Annotated in this window: 18 protein-coding genes; 5 read left to right on the forward strand and 13 right to left on the reverse strand. The window is 35.1% G+C overall.

The window, feature by feature from the left end; all coding sequences use genetic code 11:
* Nucleotides 1-62 precede the first annotated feature (62 nt).
* Complete coding sequence (locus tag A8143_RS03225; protein WP_066756205.1) at nucleotides 63-1,847, forward strand: T9SS type A sorting domain-containing protein; 1,785 nt, start codon at nucleotides 63-65, stop codon at nucleotides 1,845-1,847.
* Nucleotides 1,848-1,931: 84 nt separating this feature from the next.
* Here the strand turns inward: A8143_RS03225 and A8143_RS03230 are convergent, their stop codons facing one another.
* On the reverse strand, nucleotides 1,932-2,510 hold the full coding sequence (locus A8143_RS03230; RefSeq protein WP_066756209.1) for an NAD(P)H-dependent oxidoreductase: 579 nt from the start codon (nucleotides 2,508-2,510) through the stop codon (nucleotides 1,932-1,934).
* A gap of 167 nt (nucleotides 2,511-2,677) precedes the next feature.
* Here A8143_RS03230 and A8143_RS03235 point away from each other — a divergent pair, with 167 nt between their 5' ends.
* Genes A8143_RS03235 through A8143_RS03250 form a run of 4 tightly spaced genes read left to right on the forward strand, consistent with a single transcriptional unit; the run spans nucleotide 2,678 to nucleotide 6,112 of the window.
* Nucleotides 2,678-3,310: an ABC transporter ATP-binding protein gene (locus A8143_RS03235; protein WP_066756211.1), complete on the forward strand. Its 633-nt coding sequence runs from the start codon at nucleotides 2,678-2,680 to the stop codon at nucleotides 3,308-3,310.
* A 1-nt stretch (nucleotide 3,311) separates the two neighbouring features.
* Nucleotides 3,312-4,478 carry an ABC transporter permease gene (locus tag A8143_RS03240; RefSeq protein ID WP_066756214.1) on the forward strand — a complete coding sequence of 389 codons (1,167 nt, stop codon included), beginning with the start codon at nucleotides 3,312-3,314 and terminating at the stop codon, nucleotides 4,476-4,478.
* Nucleotides 4,475-5,149 carry a hypothetical protein gene (locus A8143_RS03245; RefSeq protein ID WP_066756217.1) on the forward strand — a complete coding sequence of 225 codons (675 nt, stop codon included), beginning with the start codon at nucleotides 4,475-4,477 and terminating at the stop codon, nucleotides 5,147-5,149. Before A8143_RS03240 ends, A8143_RS03245 begins: the two co-directional genes overlap by 4 nt.
* 18 nt (nucleotides 5,150-5,167) lie before the next feature.
* Entirely contained in the window at nucleotides 5,168-6,112 is a 945-nt protein-coding gene (locus A8143_RS03250; RefSeq protein WP_066756222.1) for a metallophosphoesterase, read from the forward strand.
* A gap of 23 nt (nucleotides 6,113-6,135) precedes the next feature.
* Here A8143_RS03250 and A8143_RS03255 read toward each other — a convergent pair whose 3' ends face one another.
* The 12 genes from A8143_RS03255 to A8143_RS03305 form a co-directional block, all read right to left on the reverse strand.
* Nucleotides 6,136-6,699 (reverse strand): Crp/Fnr family transcriptional regulator, encoded by a 564-nt coding sequence (locus tag A8143_RS03255; RefSeq protein WP_066756225.1) that lies wholly within the window; start codon nucleotides 6,697-6,699, stop codon nucleotides 6,136-6,138.
* Between the two features lie 64 nt (nucleotides 6,700-6,763).
* Nucleotides 6,764-7,729: an energy transducer TonB gene (locus A8143_RS03260; protein ID WP_066756227.1), complete on the reverse strand. Its 966-nt coding sequence runs from the start codon at nucleotides 7,727-7,729 to the stop codon at nucleotides 6,764-6,766.
* 3 nt (nucleotides 7,730-7,732) lie between these two features.
* Nucleotides 7,733-8,401 carry a hypothetical protein gene (locus tag A8143_RS03265; RefSeq protein WP_066756230.1) on the reverse strand — a complete coding sequence of 223 codons (669 nt, stop codon included), beginning with the start codon at nucleotides 8,399-8,401 and terminating at the stop codon, nucleotides 7,733-7,735.
* A gap of 3 nt (nucleotides 8,402-8,404) precedes the next feature.
* Nucleotides 8,405-9,793, reverse strand: a complete 1,389-nt coding sequence (locus A8143_RS03270; protein ID WP_066756232.1) for an alpha/beta hydrolase family protein — start codon at nucleotides 9,791-9,793, stop codon at nucleotides 8,405-8,407.
* 3 nt (nucleotides 9,794-9,796) lie between these two features.
* On the reverse strand, nucleotides 9,797-10,903 hold the full coding sequence (locus A8143_RS03275; RefSeq protein ID WP_066756234.1) for a DUF2911 domain-containing protein: 1,107 nt from the start codon (nucleotides 10,901-10,903) through the stop codon (nucleotides 9,797-9,799).
* Between the two features lie 56 nt (nucleotides 10,904-10,959).
* Nucleotides 10,960-11,832 (reverse strand): helix-turn-helix domain-containing protein, encoded by an 873-nt coding sequence (locus A8143_RS03280; RefSeq protein WP_066756236.1) that lies wholly within the window; start codon nucleotides 11,830-11,832, stop codon nucleotides 10,960-10,962.
* Between the two features lie 324 nt (nucleotides 11,833-12,156).
* Nucleotides 12,157-12,951 carry a cation transporter gene (locus A8143_RS03285; protein WP_066756239.1) on the reverse strand — a complete coding sequence of 265 codons (795 nt, stop codon included), beginning with the start codon at nucleotides 12,949-12,951 and terminating at the stop codon, nucleotides 12,157-12,159.
* Between the two features lie 127 nt (nucleotides 12,952-13,078).
* Nucleotides 13,079-13,927 carry a cation diffusion facilitator family transporter gene (locus A8143_RS03290; protein ID WP_066756242.1) on the reverse strand — a complete coding sequence of 283 codons (849 nt, stop codon included), beginning with the start codon at nucleotides 13,925-13,927 and terminating at the stop codon, nucleotides 13,079-13,081.
* Nucleotides 13,928-14,148: 221 nt separating this feature from the next.
* Nucleotides 14,149-14,409: a hypothetical protein gene (locus tag A8143_RS16545; protein ID WP_083261195.1), complete on the reverse strand. Its 261-nt coding sequence runs from the start codon at nucleotides 14,407-14,409 to the stop codon at nucleotides 14,149-14,151.
* Complete coding sequence (locus A8143_RS03300) at nucleotides 14,400-15,005, reverse strand: methyltransferase family protein (protein WP_066756245.1); 606 nt, start codon at nucleotides 15,003-15,005, stop codon at nucleotides 14,400-14,402. Before A8143_RS03300 ends, A8143_RS16545 begins: the two co-directional genes overlap by 10 nt.
* A gap of 48 nt (nucleotides 15,006-15,053) precedes the next feature.
* Nucleotides 15,054-15,224, reverse strand: a complete 171-nt coding sequence (locus A8143_RS16985; protein ID WP_175437472.1) for a hypothetical protein — start codon at nucleotides 15,222-15,224, stop codon at nucleotides 15,054-15,056.
* A 34-nt stretch (nucleotides 15,225-15,258) separates the two neighbouring features.
* Nucleotides 15,259-16,440: an efflux RND transporter periplasmic adaptor subunit gene (locus A8143_RS03305; RefSeq protein ID WP_066756247.1), complete on the reverse strand. Its 1,182-nt coding sequence runs from the start codon at nucleotides 16,438-16,440 to the stop codon at nucleotides 15,259-15,261.
* Nucleotides 16,441-16,445 lie beyond the last annotated feature (5 nt).

The raw sequence follows: 16,445 nt of genomic DNA on the forward strand, positions 1-16,445 counted from the left end.
TCAAATGGATAATTTTGCACTCGAATAACTACTTATATTAATTTAGATTAAATAAAAATAAGATGAAAAAGATAAAAATATTCGTCGTTTCAATGGCGCTCTCTTCGGCAAATTTTTTGCAAGCGCAGTGGTTTGAGCCAGAACCTATTTCAGGTGATTCCCTTGTGTTTGGAAACCTAGACTGGGGTGATTATGATCAGGATGGAGACCAAGATTTATTGACTATGGGAGCCATTGTCGGGGGTGACCAAAAAACCGTTCTTTATCGCAATGATGGTGGATCATTTACTGAGGTTGAAACTCCGTTTTTAAGAGCTCAGAACGGAAGTTGCAATTTCTTTGATTATGATAATGACAATGATTTAGATGTTCTCGTTACTGGATTTTCTTCTGCTGAGGGTGGGGCAATAACAAGAACGTACAGGAATGATGGAGGAATTTTTACGGAAATTGATCTAAAATTAAAAAATGCCATGTTTTCAACAGTTGTTTTCGCTGATGTAGACAAAGATGGGTATCAAGATATTTTAATGACGGGTTGGATTGAGGGCGCGGCGCCTGGTGAAGTTCTCTATTATCGTAATGTTGTTGATTCTTTTGCTTTGGACACTTCATTTTTGTTCCCAGCATTGAATTTTGGGGCCCTAGATGTAACGGATTTGGATCATGATGGAAATATTGATCTTATTATTGCAGGTTCGGATGATACTTGGAGTCAATACACAGGTCATTTTGAATATGATTTGGCAGAAAAGACATTCGTTGAAAAAGAAACTGAATTGGAAGGAATTAGTGATGCATGGGTAAAGTTCTTTGATTATAATGACGATGGTTACGATGATTTATTATTATATGGATTGGGGAACGATTATGAGAAACGTCTATTAATTTATGAAAATGACGGTGAAGACCTTAACCTTGTTCAATCTTTAGATTCGCTATCTTCCAGTACTGCTAAGAACCCGGTGATTACGGGTGATATTGATAATGATGGAGATAATGATATCATTGTTGGAGGTGTGAATGAAGATTGGGATTATACAATGATGGCTTACTTGAATCACGAGAATGTTTACGCTTATTCGCCAGAGGTTGGTTTGCCTGAATGGGGAAGTAATACGAGTTTAGCTTTTTGTGATGTTGATGGGGATTTAGATTTAGATTTTTCGTTTACTGGAAGAGATAATGTAACAATTGACGAGGTTGCTGTGCATTTATTCAAGAATGAATATGCTGCTGTAAATACTCCTCCAAATGCTCCAGAACTAGTTAATCATGTCGTTGAAGATAGTGCGGTTACTTTAAGTTGGAGTAGAGCTGTTGATAATGAAACCCGCGAATTGGGACTAACTTATAATTTAGGCTTGTATTATAGTTCAGAATCAGAATGGATTATACCTCCACACGCCCTTTTAAGCGGTGAAAGAATGGTGACAAAAAGAGGGAATATGTTACAAGATACTTCAATCGTATTTGAAGATTTAGATTTTGGAACATATGAATGGCGAATTCAAACCATTGATAATTCTTTTGTTCCTTCTGATTTTATTGTAAAAACTTTTGAAATCACTGATGGTCCTTATGCTAGTCTAACAGAAGAAGTCATTGATCCATTGGTTTGTGCTCCAGTTCCGTTTCAGAATTCTTTCCGACTAATCAACACGGGATCTGAAACAATTAATCATATCGCTATTTATGATGTGGCAGGAAAGCTTGTTTCTTCTTTTGACGTACTAAGTTCAAATGCAGAATTAAATATTGCTACTGAAGAATGGCAGAGTGGTTTGTACTTCGTGCGATTCAATGTTGGAAACAATGTTTTGAATCAAAAAATAATGAAGAATTAATTTTATGAAATAATAAATTGATGTAGATAAATTATAACATAAAATTGTAGCGATAGCGTCCAATAATTTTTGGACGCTATTTTTTTATTTTAAGTTCTTACCTAAATCGGTTACTTTTTGCAACCATTTTGCCCTAAATCTATCTTTTGAGTTTTTAATGGTCGCTATATAAGTCACTTTTACGGGTTTAATGCCGCAGAATTTGAGAGTTCCCTTTTTGAATTGATTGATGGTTGGATTTCCCATAAATAATTTATTATACCAATAAGGCGTATCTGAAGTTATAATTATTCTAGCCGTCTTATTTTTCAAAAGTCCTTTAGGAAAAGGACTACCCTTCACATAATCAAATGTAAGACCTGGCAAGAAAACACGGTCAATAAAACCTTTCATAAGGGCTGGGTATCCATACCACCACATTGGAAACACCCAAACAAGATGATCAGCTTCTTTTATTTTTTCAAGTGAATCAACTAAGTCCGGTTCATGGTTTGTTCTTTTTCGATAGCCATATGCGAGATTCGGGTTGAATTTTAAATCAGCGATATTGATTTGTCTTACTTCCGCTCCGGCTTTCTTTGCACCATTGATATACGCATCAGCTAAAGCATAATTGTAGCTTTCCTTATCTGGATGTCCGTTGATGATGAGGATCTTTTTCATTCTTTTTTTTAGGCAAATTTCAATACAATACCATTCTTATCACAGGACAAATGTCCTTTAATGAAGAGTGGTTAATAAATGCAACAAAGTTTCATATACTAAGTGTTTTGCTATATTTGCAACATAGATACAATTAATAAGAATGTGAACCGAACGCTTTTAACACTATGATAATTGGAAAAAACCTCAGTTATTCATACTCTCAGACGCAAATGCTACAATTTCCAAATTTAAAAGTAGATGCTGGACAAACATTATTAATTAGTGGTGATTCGGGTTGTGGTAAAACAACTTTATTGCATCTATTAGCAGGACTGCGAACACCCTATAAAGGAGAGGTCTTAATTGATAATGAACAATTATCGGAAATGTCTTCAGCAAAATTAGATCAATTTAGAGGAGAACAAATTGGCGTTATTTTTCAGCAATCTTTTTTTATTCCCTCCATCAATGTTTTTGATAATTTAAATTTATCTCCTTTTGGTAAAAAAAATAGAAAAATAGATGAGGTGACGGAGAAATTGGGGATATCAGAATTACTGAATTATTATCCTAATCAGCTTAGCCAAGGACAACAGCAAAGGTGCTCAATTGCCCGAGCACTAATTAATAACCCTAAAGTAGTACTGGCTGATGAACCGACAAGTGCACTTGATGACAAGAATTGTTCCATGGTAGCAGAATTATTAATCAATGCGGCTAAAAATCAGAATGCTGCCTTGATTATAGTAAGTCACGACTATCGTCTCAAAAAAAAAATTGATCAAAAAATCATTCTAAAGCCAATAGATACAATTTAATATGTGGTTAAAAATTGCTTGGAAGAATATAATTCACAAACCGCTTAACTCGATTCTTTGCAGCAGTCTTGTCCTATTTGGGGTTAGTATTATTTCTTTATTAATACTGTTGCAACGTCAATTAGAACATAAGTTTGAACAAAACTTAAATGAAATAGACATTGTAATAGGGGCAAAAGGAAGTCCATTACAACTTGTATTATCCGCTATTTATCACGTAGACGCACCTACCGGAAACATTCCAATCAATGAAGTAGAACAGCTATTGAAAGATCCAATGATTGAAGAAGCGATTCCTTTGGCGTATGGAGATACGTATAAAGGGTATCGAGTGTTGGGAACCGACTTATCTTACCTAGAGCATTATGACGGAGAGTTGGAAAATGGGAAGTTATTTAACAAACCAATGGAAGCCATTATAGGATTTGAAATAGCTCAAAAGACAGGTTTAAATGTGGGAGATACTTTTGTTGGAACGCATGGAGATGTAGAACAAGGCCATGTGCATGATGAGCATCCTTATACCGTCTGTGGAGTATTAAAACCGAACAATTCAGTTTTAGATTATATAATTCTAACGAATATTCAAAGTGTATGGAACGTGCACCAAGGGCATCATCATGCGCAACAAGAAATTACCGCGGTATTGTTAAAATGTAAATCGAAGATTGCAGTCCTTAGCTTACCTCGAATGATAAATCGCACAACAACCATGCAGGCAGTAATACCGGGGTTAGAGATTAATCGGTTATTAAATATGATTGGCATAGGAACAACGACTTTAAAATTGATTGCTTTAGGTATTATTTTAATGGCAGCGCTCAGTGTTTTTTTTGTTATGCTTGGTCGGTTAAATGAAAGACAGCATGAACTTGCTTTAATGCGAGTTGTTGGCTTTCGCCCAATTCAATTATTTGGACTATTGCTTGTTGAAGGTATTTTGCTGGTAGTAATTGGTTTTGTTGCAGGAATTGGTTTGTCTAGAATTGGAGTATATATTTTAAACAATAGTTCTGCCTCCGATTTTCACCTTTATTTAACTTATCAGTTGGCTGGTGAAGAATTGATTTTGTTCGGTATAACCATGGTCGTTGGGATAGTTGCTGCTTTTATACCAGCCGTTAAAGTTATGCGGATGAATGTTTCAAGAATTTTGATGGAAAAATGAGAAATTGGGTTTTTATACTAATATTTTGTTGCGTTGGTTTGGGTGGTATTTGGATTTTGATATACCCCAAATATGAAAATGGAGCAGTAGTAGATAATGCTTTAAAGGCTCCATCATTTGAACAAAAATCGAATGTCAAAAATCGGAATAAAAACAAATTCGAGACTGATTATTTTGTGAATGATTCTGTTTATGAATGGAGTGATCAAAAGGTGGATTGGGTCGCTATTGACTTGTATGAAAATTATGAAAACACCTTGGAAAACATAGAAAAGAAGCAATTCAATTCAAAAAAAACACATAAAATAACTTGGGCAGAATTAATGGATATTGATTATCGATTACGCCATTTCAGGTATAAACAAATAGATATGTTTGCTCCAGTTTTTGGATCGAAATTAAAGTCGCTTGACAATCAAGAGGTGATTATTGAAGGTTTTGTAATTCCGATTGATGAAGATGGCGAAGTTGTGGCCTTGTCTGCAAACTCTTATGCTGCTTGCTTTTTTTGTGGTAACGCAAGTCCGGCGTCAGTGATTAGCATGTATATGAAAGATAAAGAGGATAGTTTTGAATTGGACGATTTTAGAAAATTTAAAGGTAGATTGAAGCTAAATCATAACGATCCAGATCAATTTTACTACATTTTAGAAAATGCTGAAGAATTATAAATTAGAATACGTAATTGAATGAATAACTTAAAATTGAATTTAATCAAACTCACTGGTGCGATAGCATTATCATGCAATTTTCAAATCTTTGCACAGCAACATTCTCCAAGTCAAGAAATACAGGAAGAAAGTTTGGATTTTTTTGTCATAGGGGATTGGGGGTACGCAGACTCTAATCAACGGAATGTCGCAGGAGCAATGGCGAAGAATGCAAATGGAAACAGTATCAATTTTATTGTGAGTGTAGGTGATAATTTTTATCCAAACGGAGTTAGAAGTGTAAGGGATAAGCAATGGATAACTACTTTTGAAAATGTTTATAATCACCCCAGCCTCCAGGTGAATTGGTATACAGCTCTAGGTAATCACGACTATATGGGCAAGGCCAAGGCTCAATTGAAATACAATGAAAGAAATGAACGTTGGAAAACAACTGAGCGATATTTTAGTTTTACTCAGATCATTCCAGGATCTACTGATTCGGTTCTTTTTGTCGTAATTGATACCAATCCATATGATAAATCGCTCAATCGCTTTACAAGTGGTTTGTGGTTACAAAATAAAAATGCTCAGCTCGAATGGTTCGAAGAAACTTTAGCGGCGTCAACTGTTAAATGGAAAATTGTTATCGGTCATCATCCATTATATACAACAGGGTTTAGAAGAGGAAAAATGGCGCCAATTAGAAATATTTTCTACCCATATTTTGAGAAATACGGTGTAGATGTATATTTAGCAGGCCACGATCATGATTTACAATATCAAAAACCGGAGGGTAAAACCCATTATTTTGTGAGTGGAGGTGGTTCGGAGTTTAGAGGGGTTACGCGTGATTCTACTATCACTAAATTTGCAGCTGCCAGTTTGGGATTTATGCGTTTGAATTTAAAAGAAGATTCGCTAAATGTGCGTTTTTTTAATGAAAATAACCAGGAGCTTTACCAAACTATAATTCTCAAATAAATACATCGTAAAACATTGATTATCTACTTGTAAACACTTTTTCTTATTCGACTTAAATGCCGAGGTGATATTCCTAAATATGAAGAAAGGTAGTTTAAAGGTATCTGTTGGAGGTATTCAGGGTGTTTTTCTAAAAGATTCGCGTAACGGGTTTCAGCGGTTTCTCGCTGAAGCATAAAAATTCTTTTTTCCATGGTTATATATTCCTGTTCGGCCATAACCTTTAAAAAACGTGTCCAATTATGACTTGTTTTCTCAAGTTGATTTAATGTTTCTCTCGAAATTACAATCAACTTGGATTCCGTTAACGCCTCCAAACATTCTTCAGAAGGAGAGGCAGTTAAGTAGGAGGAATAGGCACTAAGAAACTCATTCGCAAACCGAAAACAATAGGTTACCTCCTCACCAGTTGACGAGTAATAATAAGATCGAAAGACGCCAGTTTCAATAAAGGCTACTTCATGACTTGTTTGTCCTTCTTTGATAAAAAAGTCTCCTTTTTTTAAAACTTTGATTTCAGCTAATTCGTCCAGTAAATCAATTTCTGAAGAACTTAAAATATTGAAGGAGTTGAGGTAGTTTTTCATGACATTTTACCGTTTGAAGTATAAAGTAAATAAGAAAATAACGAATTGTAACCATCACCTTCTTTTATTTAATCCTAAGCGGCAAATTTTGCTGAAATCGCACAGCTTGGTTGTTCAAGAGGGCGGGAGACCATAAATTATTCCGTTCATAAAAGTCGTAGATTGCTTGGTCAATTATAGGTGAGATAGATCGAATAATTTGTACGTCAGTTATTTTTCCGCTTTTATCAAAAGTCAACGAATAATAGCTGGTTCCTTGTATATTATTTGCTTTAATTTCGGGTCTTGTAGTATGGACATATTCAACTAAATCATTCATCATGTCCTGCAGGTCTTTTTCTTTTATTGGTGGTTGATCAACGTGCAGATAAATTTCATCGGCTAATTTTTGAGTACTATCATTCGAATTTTCTGGTGGAAAAATTAAATTCATCACTAATTTGTTATTGACCGAAAGGTTAAGTGACAGGTGATGGTAGAGTTGATTATACTGTAATAAAGCTAAAGAAGTAGGAGGTGAATTTTTAATATGATTTGAATTGTATTTGGCTGTTAATCTCCCGTTTTTATCATAACTAAAATGATTAAAATAGTCTGTCAAATCATTTTTCCAATCTTCAATAGTTCCATTATAGGTGCACCCTTCCTCGTAAAAAGGGATTTCTATTCTTCCCTGTGAAAAGAATCCTATTTCACCTTGGTTTAAGTGCCATTGACCATTATGATACATCAAAAATGCGAGTGCTTCACTTTTTTGCTCAGCTCGTTCGATGCTAAAGGCTGATGGGCATATTACATTAAAATCGTTAACAACGGTTAAATAATCGCCATTCTTAATCCCAGATTTGTGATGGTGAAGCACATCGACTATGTATACTTTAAAATCATTTTCAGTATGACTTGTTATTTTGACATGAGCAATAAGATTCGATTTTAACAAAAGTTCATCCATTGAATAGGGAGCAGCTTCTGACCAAGCTGAAATTCGAATCAGGCAGGTTAACACGAATACGATGAGTGACTTTTTCATGACTTATTCGCACCATTTATCGTACCAAACCCACTTGTTATTAACTTTTATCCGGAAAAGCTTCTTTTTAATTTTGATGGGGTATTGAATCGTTTTTTCAGGAAGAAAGATGGTGTGATTTGGATAGAATTGAGGATAAACCAGGTAGTCTTTGGTGAGAGTTGTTGCAGGTAGTGTAAAATTGGCATAGGTTTTAAAATCCATTGGGATGTTCAAAGATTCTACGTACGCATTTAGAGTTTGATCTGGAGCTAATTTAAATGTTGTAAACCCGTCGGCATCTGCAGTTTTAGTTGATACTAAACCAGTATCCGATAAAATTTGATATGTTATTTTTAATTTTTCGTTTGGTATTATTGGATTGAGCACTAACAGGCGAGACAATGAATCCATACTGTTTTGCTCGATGATTTTCATTTTTTTGAATTCACTATTAATGGTTTGATAATGTAACGTGATTTGAGTTTTATCAAGTTCATACTTTCCAATACCAATTTGATCACCAACATCGTCCCAATATTGATGGACAAAAGTCCCATCATCATAAAAACGATATATTTCGGCAAATTCTGCAATGAACTCGACATCTATTTTGTAAATACCATTAAGTTTTTGTTGCGTAAAACCAATCAAAACAAAAAAGGAAGAGATAAATGCAAGGAATAATTTCATAATCTATTGGCTTAAATTTTTCATCCATTCGAGTGTAACCTGAGCAATACCTTCATGATATTTTTCATGGAGTGCTCTCCCATATTGATTCGCATTTAAAGTTTGTATATTCTCCTCCATCGAATTAAACCTAACAAATCCATGGTCTGCGCCTTTGATTAATTGAGCAGAAGCCTTTCCAGGTGAGGATAAATTAACAATTCTCTCTATTTGATAAATATGATCTGCATGAAGGGCTTGTATGTCAAATTCGCCATGGAGAGCCAAAACATAGGATTTTACATTTGACCATATTTTTGCTAGAGCCAAGTCTTGTATTGTTGTCCAATACGTATAATGTCGATCTATAAATAAATTGTTCTCAAAATCAGCTAATGTTCCCTCATTTTCCAATAATGCTTTAAATTTTGGTTGCTCGAGTATTTCAATTGGACTTTTCTTTTCAATAAACAATGCGTACCAAAATGGAATTAAAGTTCGGATTTCTCGTTCTACTTCAACATCTCGGCGCCCAAAAATATCACCTTGTACACGAGTTAAATCTTGCATGTATTCAAACCAAGTATTGACAACTGTACCGTAAGTTATGACTCCTTTTGGTTCGAATTCGGAAGCAATTACAGGAGCGATTATCCCTCCAATAGAATGACCAAAAATGAATATTTGATCAGGATCAATGCGAGGGTCTTGAGTAAGTCTTAGATAACCTTGTCTAAAGACTTCAACTTCTTCAGAAAAATTTAGTTCCATACAACCTTTATCGCACTGGCTATCTCCAATATTAGGTTTTTCTACACGATAAACGGCATAACCATTTTTCACCCAGTCATCAATTAACTTTCGAATGGTGATATTTGGAGACATTGAAAAATCAATGGATTGACAAGTGTATCCTTGTATATAAAATATTACTGGAGGTTTTTCAACTCCCGTAGGCATGTGTAAAATAGACCTGAGCTTATTACCTTCGTAATTAACTTCTTCATAGTAAACGTCAGCATAATCTGATGTTTCAAGCGGTTTTGCAATGGCCTTACCTTTGGTTGTTTTTAATTTTCCATTTCGTAGATATTCAATCGAAAGTTGTTCTTCGGCGCGAAGATTACTTAGGGCAAAATGCAAGTCTTGGATGGTTTCAATAGATATTTGATTAATGTTAACTATAATATCATTGGTTTTTAGTCCTAGTTTTTCTGCAGATCCACCAGGTAATACTTCCAATACAAGTATCCCTTCATTGGTATTGAGATTATTCGATAAAGCTATGGAATCGTTATTCACTTGCAGGGAAATTCCTAAAGCTGCCTTTCGTTTAAGAGGGGTCGTTTGACTATATCCAATTGTTGCGTGAAATAAAAGGAGAAAGAAAAAAATATACTTAAAACGGGTCATAATTTAAGATTTACGGTTCGGAAATTCATAATGTTGTTGAGTAATCTCTTCTTGGATTTCGGTTAACCTTGGGAGGAATGTTGAAGGACAATATTCAACACATTTATCTAAAGTTTTTCTAGCTTTATTGGGTTCGTTAAGATAGTAATGCGCTATTGCTTTATACAATAAAAGGCCAAAATCATTTTTATGGATTGATAAGCCTTTATCCATTAGTTTGATGGTCGTTTGATCTTTACCTAGTTTTAAAAAAGTTGCTCCCATATAATGTCCTTCATCAGCAGTAAACGGTAATTTGAAAATTTCATCCATGCATTTCTTAAGTTCTTCTGTTTTTTGAAGTTTATCGAGTAATTCGACTTTTGTGCTAAGGTTTTGAAAATTTTTATCGGCTCCAAATCCTCCGAATCCACCTTGAATGGAGCGGTTGACCCAAATTAAAGCCTCTTCCAAATTTGTGTTATTATCAAGACACCATCTTGCTGCATCATTCCATGCTTGCCAACGATACGTGTTTTCCCCGTTTAAATCGTGTCTAAACTTTGCGACACACGTTCTATTCAAATCCACAACCACTCTAAACGGTATTGTTCGATCTGCCCATTGGAGGGTCAGCGTAATTTCCTGGTTTTTTCTGTTTTTAAAAGCGTAAATGAGATGTTCGTTGAAAACATCAGATAAAGTGTCTTTCACTGTTACCCGTAAGGCTACATCCCGACCTAAATCGACGTAATAACTTCCCCATAAATTATTTTGCTTCGTGAATATTAGGGTATGTTCATGTTCGTTTGGTAGGATATGAAACCCATATTTGCCTGCTGTTAAGGGGTGGCCTTCTATAACGACATCGGTATCAAATTCGATAGTAGTGTTTTCGTTGGCACCTGCTCTCCATGGTATTGGATTTCCGTTTTGAGGAATGATGTCATTATTATTCCAAACATCTCTTCCTCTTGCTGACGGACTGTGGTATTGAATATCAATGTGTGTGACGCCAACCTGAACACCCATTTGAGCAGCTGGACTAGCAGAAGGAATTTCGAGCGAATGAAACTGTGCTTTTGAATCAAAAAGGGTAAATAAGATGATAACAAGGATCAAAAATCTCATAAAACTGTTTTTGACAAAATTAGGTGCTCATCTCTTTTTGCTAAGGGTAAAAATTGCTATTTAAAGGTGGATTTGTATTTTTTTATAGCACGTTTTAGATTTTTAGGGTCTGAAAAGCCAATCAAATCATTGGTTTCGATGTACGAATAACCACGATTGATCAATTGTATTGCCTTTTGTAGTTTTAAGCGAAGGACATATTGATAAGGAGATTGTCCAAAAACATCTTTAAAATTTCTTAAGAAATGATATTTTGAGAGGCAACTAATACGGGCTAAATCATCGAGATTAAACTTTTCTGTTTGATGATCGTGAATATAATCTTTGGACAATAAAAGTCTACGGTATAGCTCTTCGCTCGTCGATTTTCGACTTGGTTTTAGTTTTCTCAAATCATTATTCACAACAATCTGATCAGCGACTAATACATCAGCTAGTCTCAAGTAAAATCCTAATAACTCATTCCCTGAAAATGATGAATTATATTTTATTGACTGAAGGAGTGATGCAAGAAATTTCCCTGTTGGATTATTTTTAAGTCGATTTATTTTAGGGGTGAAGTATGGTTTAAGAGTCTGGGGTTGACCATCCAATATTTCATCGTTAGTCAAAGTAAGGCGTTCAAATGCACCAGATATGAGTTCAATAGGAGGGTAGATACAAACTCCTTTTGTATTTTCAACGGTATCAACAGTTGTCGTTAAATCTTCATTTTGATTAACGATAATAAATTCGTTCGACTTCACACTATATTTCTTGCCAGATATTGTGTATTGTTCGGTACCAGCTTCAACTATTTTAATAGAAAGACTTGATTTTAATTGTTTGCGATAAAAGGTGTTAAGTGAAGACACTAATAACTGACTTTGGCTAAAACCGGCTACGGGAGAATTTTGAATATTTCGAATATGATTTTTGTCTGCATTCATTATCAGAAAGATATGAAATAGAGCGAAAAAACTTAAGGTATTGTGTTTTGAGGTGTAATACCTGTTCAAATTAGGGAATTTGGTGGTTGAGCGGAAGGAGTTACAACGCTACTGAACGAAAGAATAGCATTCAAATAAAGAAGCTTCAATTATATCCAATAAAAAAACCAAGTGCATCGCACTTGGTTTTTTTCGCGGAGAGAAGGGGACTGTTATCGAACTCTTTTTTCTTTGAAAACCGGAGTGAATTCACGAAGGTTATAGAGGATTTAGAACGTTTGAAAGAATTACGTCAGGAGTTAAGAAGTAAATAACGTAACGACATCACTTGCTTAATTTCAATATTCTAATAGCTCCTTGTATAACTAGACCAAAAACAATTGTTCCGATTATTAAGTCAGGTTTGTTTGAATTCAACCAATTCACTAAAACTCCTGCTAATATGACCCCTAAGTTTATTATCACGTCATTTGAAGTAAAGATCATGCTTGCTTTCATGTGAGCCTCATCTTTACTTTTCGACTTTTGAAGCAAGAACAAACATACGCCGTTTGCTAATAGCGCGAAAATCGAAACAATTATCATTGTGGAGAAGTCAGGTAATTTTTCTGCTCCAAAAAACCTTCTTAATACCTCTATAAATCCAATAAGGGCAAGAGTAATCTGGAAATATCCAGCAAGTTTGGCAACAAGCTTTTTTCTTACTAACGTTCCGCCAACTGCAAACAGACTGATTCCATATACCAAACTATCTGCAAGCATATCTAAACTGTCAGCAATAAGTCCCAATGATTTCGAAATGAATCCAGTTGTTAATTCAATTAGAAAAAAGGCGAAATTTATTCCGAGTACTGTCCAGAGTAACTTCTTCTGGTTTTCATTTTCTTGAAAATCCTTTCTACCGGTCTCCTCAGTTGAAATTCTTTTTCCTCCCAAATTCAATTCGAGTACTGATTTTTCAATTTCGTGATATGCTCCACTGTGAAAAACAGTTAGTTTTCTGTTTGAAAGGTCAAATTCTAAATTAGCAATACTTGAAATTTCGTCAAGCTTCATCCGAATTAAATTTTCTTCGGAAAGGCAGTCCATTTTGGAAATTTCAAATACTGTTTTGTTCATTTATGGGCTTTTTACAATACTATAAATTGATTTGGCATACTTCTACAACTCTCTGTTTAGATGAATTTAATGTTTTCTTACGTTTTGGCAAATGCTAATATTACTACACTTCATACTTATCAGTTTATTATTCGACAGTGCAAGCCGTATTCAAAACTTCGAATTGAATGGTTTCTCTCCAAATATTCCAATTACTTAGTTCATTTTGAACAGCTGGTAACGTGCTATTGTCTATTTGATTAACTACAATGTGTGATGAGAATACGTATTTACTTTCATCTAATGACCAAATATGAGTGTAATGTAGCGAATGAACGACCGGTAACTTTAATAGCGATTCCTCAATTTTTTTCAGATCTATATTAACTGGTGTTGCTTGGGCAAGAATTTTAAAACAACGTTTAAACTTTTTCGCCATGATGTAACTAATGAATAATGCAATGCCAATTGAAAGTGCTGAGTCAATCCAAAATAAGGGATAGTAATACATCACAATACTACCAATTAAGACTGCTACCCAACCAAAAACATCTTCAAGTAAATGCCATGAAATTGTTTGTTCATTCAAGCTTTTACCTCCTATTACCTTCCATGCACCAATGGAATTGACCAGGATTCCCAATATGGCTAGATAAATCATTCCCTGAACATCAACTGTTTCAGGATTGATAAGGCGTTTAATCGCTTCAAAAATGATGATGGATGAACCGATCAGTAAAATAATGCAGTTGATGAACGCACTAAAAATGGAAAGTCTACGGTATCCGTAAGTAAACTTCTGATTAGCCTGTCGATCTGATTTTTTCTCAAGATACCATGAAGTTCCTAGAGCAATTGTATCTCCAAAATCATGGATGGCATCTGAAATGATAGCGACAGAATTCGTAAGGATCCCACCAATCAATTCTATGATGGTGAATGATAGGTTTAAAAAAAATGCAATACTGATATTTTTTGAAGCATGATGATGATCCATTTCGTTTTGATTTTAGTATTCAATACAAAGGTAAAGTGTTGGGAATGCAAGCTAGTTGCAATTTGCACAATAGCCTTGCAAAACAAGGTTGGCTCCTTTAACATGAAACCCCGTTGGTAAATCGAACTGTTTAGGCCTTAATGCATCCATACAAAAAGTTTCTTTACAATTTAAACAATGGAAATGATAGTGTTGGAAGCTTGCTGAGCAATCACAATTCTCTACACAAAGTCCATATTTGCCCCCCCCGTTCCGTCTTCAATTTTGTGAATTAATCCTTTCTGCTCGAATGTGACTAGGGTTCTAAATAAGGTGCTTTTGTCTGCGGTTTCAAGATGTAATTCTAATTCATTCAATGATGCACAATTATTTTCTTCTACAAAATACTTTAGAACCAAAATGCGCACAGCAGTCGGTCTAATTTTACATTGTTCAAGACGATCAACTAAGCCAATATTTCTTTTGTTTCCTTCTATATCCATCTTCGAACTTTTTTCTTGTATTCAATATAACCTTGTCCGTGAATGCTTTCAAGGTACTCTTCTTCTAATCGCGTTTGAATTTGAAGAATAAAATAGCAAAGCACAAAAAGTGTTAGAGTTATTGCATTTGGAGCGATAAGAAAGGTGCCTAAATAAATGAGCAACACGCCAAGGAAAACTGGATTTCTTGACAGTTTGAAAATTCCTTCATGTACTAATGTAGTCTTCTCCTCATAATCAATTCCTATTCGCCATGAATTTGACATCTGATACTGAGCAATAATAGTCCAGATCAATGAGGCGATTAAAATTCCGGCACCCGTCCATTTAAGTTCTTCGAAATGAAGATAAGAGAGCGGACCTAAAAATTCTGAATAAATGTCTTCAAAAAAAGAGAACAGTACAATTACAGTTACACTAATAGCTGTCATGATTTTGAATACAAATCCAATATAGTCATGAGCATTTCCAGACCTACTAAATACAAACGGATTTTGTCCTGTCTTTTTCCACTGCACATAACTTCTGATGACGAATACTTGAAAAAAGTACACCATCATAAAAGCGGGCAGAAATATTTGAAATAATGTCATCATCTAAATCTAAAACACGGTCAGAGGGTAATCCCCTGACCTTTTGTGTAATTAATGATCGTGTTCGTCATGATCATGGTCGCTATGGTCATGGTCGTGATCATGATCTTCATGACTTTCTTCTGTTTGCGTATTTTCTTCACCTCCACCGCATGATGGTAAAGTTGCTACACCAAAAGTTAAAACTGCCATAAGGGCAATTGTTTGAAATTTAATTTTCATACTGTTGTTATTTATTGATTTTAGATTATACATGTTAATGGTTGTGTTCAGCTTCTCCTTTTTTCATTTCAGCCATCAGGCTGTAAGCATTATTCCATGCAATTACAGTCCCTTCACTTAATGGTTCAAAAAGTTTGATTTCAACCCACCCTTCATCTTTCACACCTATAGCTATTTCAATTGGTTCAAATGCCCATTCCTCAACTTCTTTCTCAGCTTTGAAAATGTAGTATTGCTCACCTTCTCTCACAATGGCCTCTTCAGGCAAAGCATAACTCAAGTAATCTTCTACTATGATTCTTCCTCTAACGTACATACCAGGTATCAAATGCCCTTCTTTATTGTCAATTTCGGCATGAATATGAACCGCTTTTGGATCATTTTCAAAGCTTTGACCTACAGAATATATGGTAGCCGACAACAATTTATCCGGTAAAGATTCAACTGAGAACTGAACTTTTTGCCCTTCTTTAACTTTGTGCACGTCTGATTCAAACACCATCAGATCAGCATGAACATGCTCATTGTTGATGATTTCAAACATACTCGTTTCAGGATTGACATATTGACCAACCTTAACCTCTACCAGACTAATATAACCGCTAATGGGGCTTCGGAGCGCAACGGTCTGTGACACTTTATTTTCCTGAAGACTTGAAACACTTATTCCGATTAATTGAAGTTGTGCTTCTAAACCATTCACCACACCAACTTTTGAATTATAGTCGGCTTTGAGTTTTTGAAAATCCTTGCCGCTTGTGACCTTACCTTCATAGAGTTTTGACTGGCGTTCATACTCTTGTTCAAGAAACTGAAGATCATTCCAATTAGTTATGTATTCTGTCTGCAATTGAATAAGATTTGGGTGGGCTAAATAGGCTAATACTTGTCCTTTTTTTACCTTTTCGCCTTCAATTACTTTTATGCTTTTGACGTTGGCGCCTATAACCGCGGTAACTTCAGCTTGGTTTTGTGGTGGTACTTCTAATTCACCATTGGCTTCAACATAGGTGCCAAGATTTCTTTGGGGTATGGTGTCAACCTTGATTCCCAGTGCATTGAATTGATCTTCTGAAAAGTGAATTTCGTCTCCATGCTCTTCTTCACCGTGTCCATGATCGTGATCATGTTCATCTTCATGTCCGACATTTTCACTACCACCACATGCTGCCAGTAGTAAGATGAAAATTGTATAATATATAATGTTCTTTTTCATGTCTG

The sequence above is a fragment of the Crocinitomix algicola genome (assembly GCF_001661595.2).
GTDB lineage: Bacteria > Bacteroidota > Bacteroidia > Flavobacteriales_D > Crocinitomicaceae > Crocinitomix > Crocinitomix algicola.

Coding starts and splice junctions, on each gene's coding strand:
- A8143_RS03225 (WP_066756205.1), top strand. CDS start 63: ATGAAAAAGATAAAAATATTCGTCGTTTCAATGGCGCTCTCTTCGGCA.
- A8143_RS03230 (WP_066756209.1), bottom strand. CDS start 2,510: ATGAAAAAGATCCTCATCATCAACGGACATCCAGATAAGGAAAGCTAC.
- A8143_RS03235 (WP_066756211.1), top strand. CDS start 2,678: ATGATAATTGGAAAAAACCTCAGTTATTCATACTCTCAGACGCAAATG.
- A8143_RS03240 (WP_066756214.1), top strand. CDS start 3,312: ATGTGGTTAAAAATTGCTTGGAAGAATATAATTCACAAACCGCTTAAC.
- A8143_RS03245 (WP_066756217.1), top strand. CDS start 4,475: ATGAGAAATTGGGTTTTTATACTAATATTTTGTTGCGTTGGTTTGGGT.
- A8143_RS03250 (WP_066756222.1), top strand. CDS start 5,168: ATGAATAACTTAAAATTGAATTTAATCAAACTCACTGGTGCGATAGCA.
- A8143_RS03255 (WP_066756225.1), bottom strand. CDS start 6,699: ATGAAAAACTACCTCAACTCCTTCAATATTTTAAGTTCTTCAGAAATT.
- A8143_RS03260 (WP_066756227.1), bottom strand. CDS start 7,729: ATGAAAAAGTCACTCATCGTATTCGTGTTAACCTGCCTGATTCGAATT.
- A8143_RS03265 (WP_066756230.1), bottom strand. CDS start 8,401: ATGAAATTATTCCTTGCATTTATCTCTTCCTTTTTTGTTTTGATTGGT.
- A8143_RS03270 (WP_066756232.1), bottom strand. CDS start 9,793: ATGACCCGTTTTAAGTATATTTTTTTCTTTCTCCTTTTATTTCACGCA.
- A8143_RS03275 (WP_066756234.1), bottom strand. CDS start 10,903: ATGAGATTTTTGATCCTTGTTATCATCTTATTTACCCTTTTTGATTCA.
- A8143_RS03280 (WP_066756236.1), bottom strand. CDS start 11,832: ATGAATGCAGACAAAAATCATATTCGAAATATTCAAAATTCTCCCGTA.
- A8143_RS03285 (WP_066756239.1), bottom strand. CDS start 12,951: ATGAACAAAACAGTATTTGAAATTTCCAAAATGGACTGCCTTTCCGAA.
- A8143_RS03290 (WP_066756242.1), bottom strand. CDS start 13,927: ATGGATCATCATCATGCTTCAAAAAATATCAGTATTGCATTTTTTTTA.
- A8143_RS16545 (WP_083261195.1), bottom strand. CDS start 14,409: ATGGATATAGAAGGAAACAAAAGAAATATTGGCTTAGTTGATCGTCTT.
- A8143_RS03300 (WP_066756245.1), bottom strand. CDS start 15,005: ATGATGACATTATTTCAAATATTTCTGCCCGCTTTTATGATGGTGTAC.
- A8143_RS16985 (WP_175437472.1), bottom strand. CDS start 15,224: ATGAAAATTAAATTTCAAACAATTGCCCTTATGGCAGTTTTAACTTTT.
- A8143_RS03305 (WP_066756247.1), bottom strand. CDS start 16,440: ATGAAAAAGAACATTATATATTATACAATTTTCATCTTACTACTGGCA.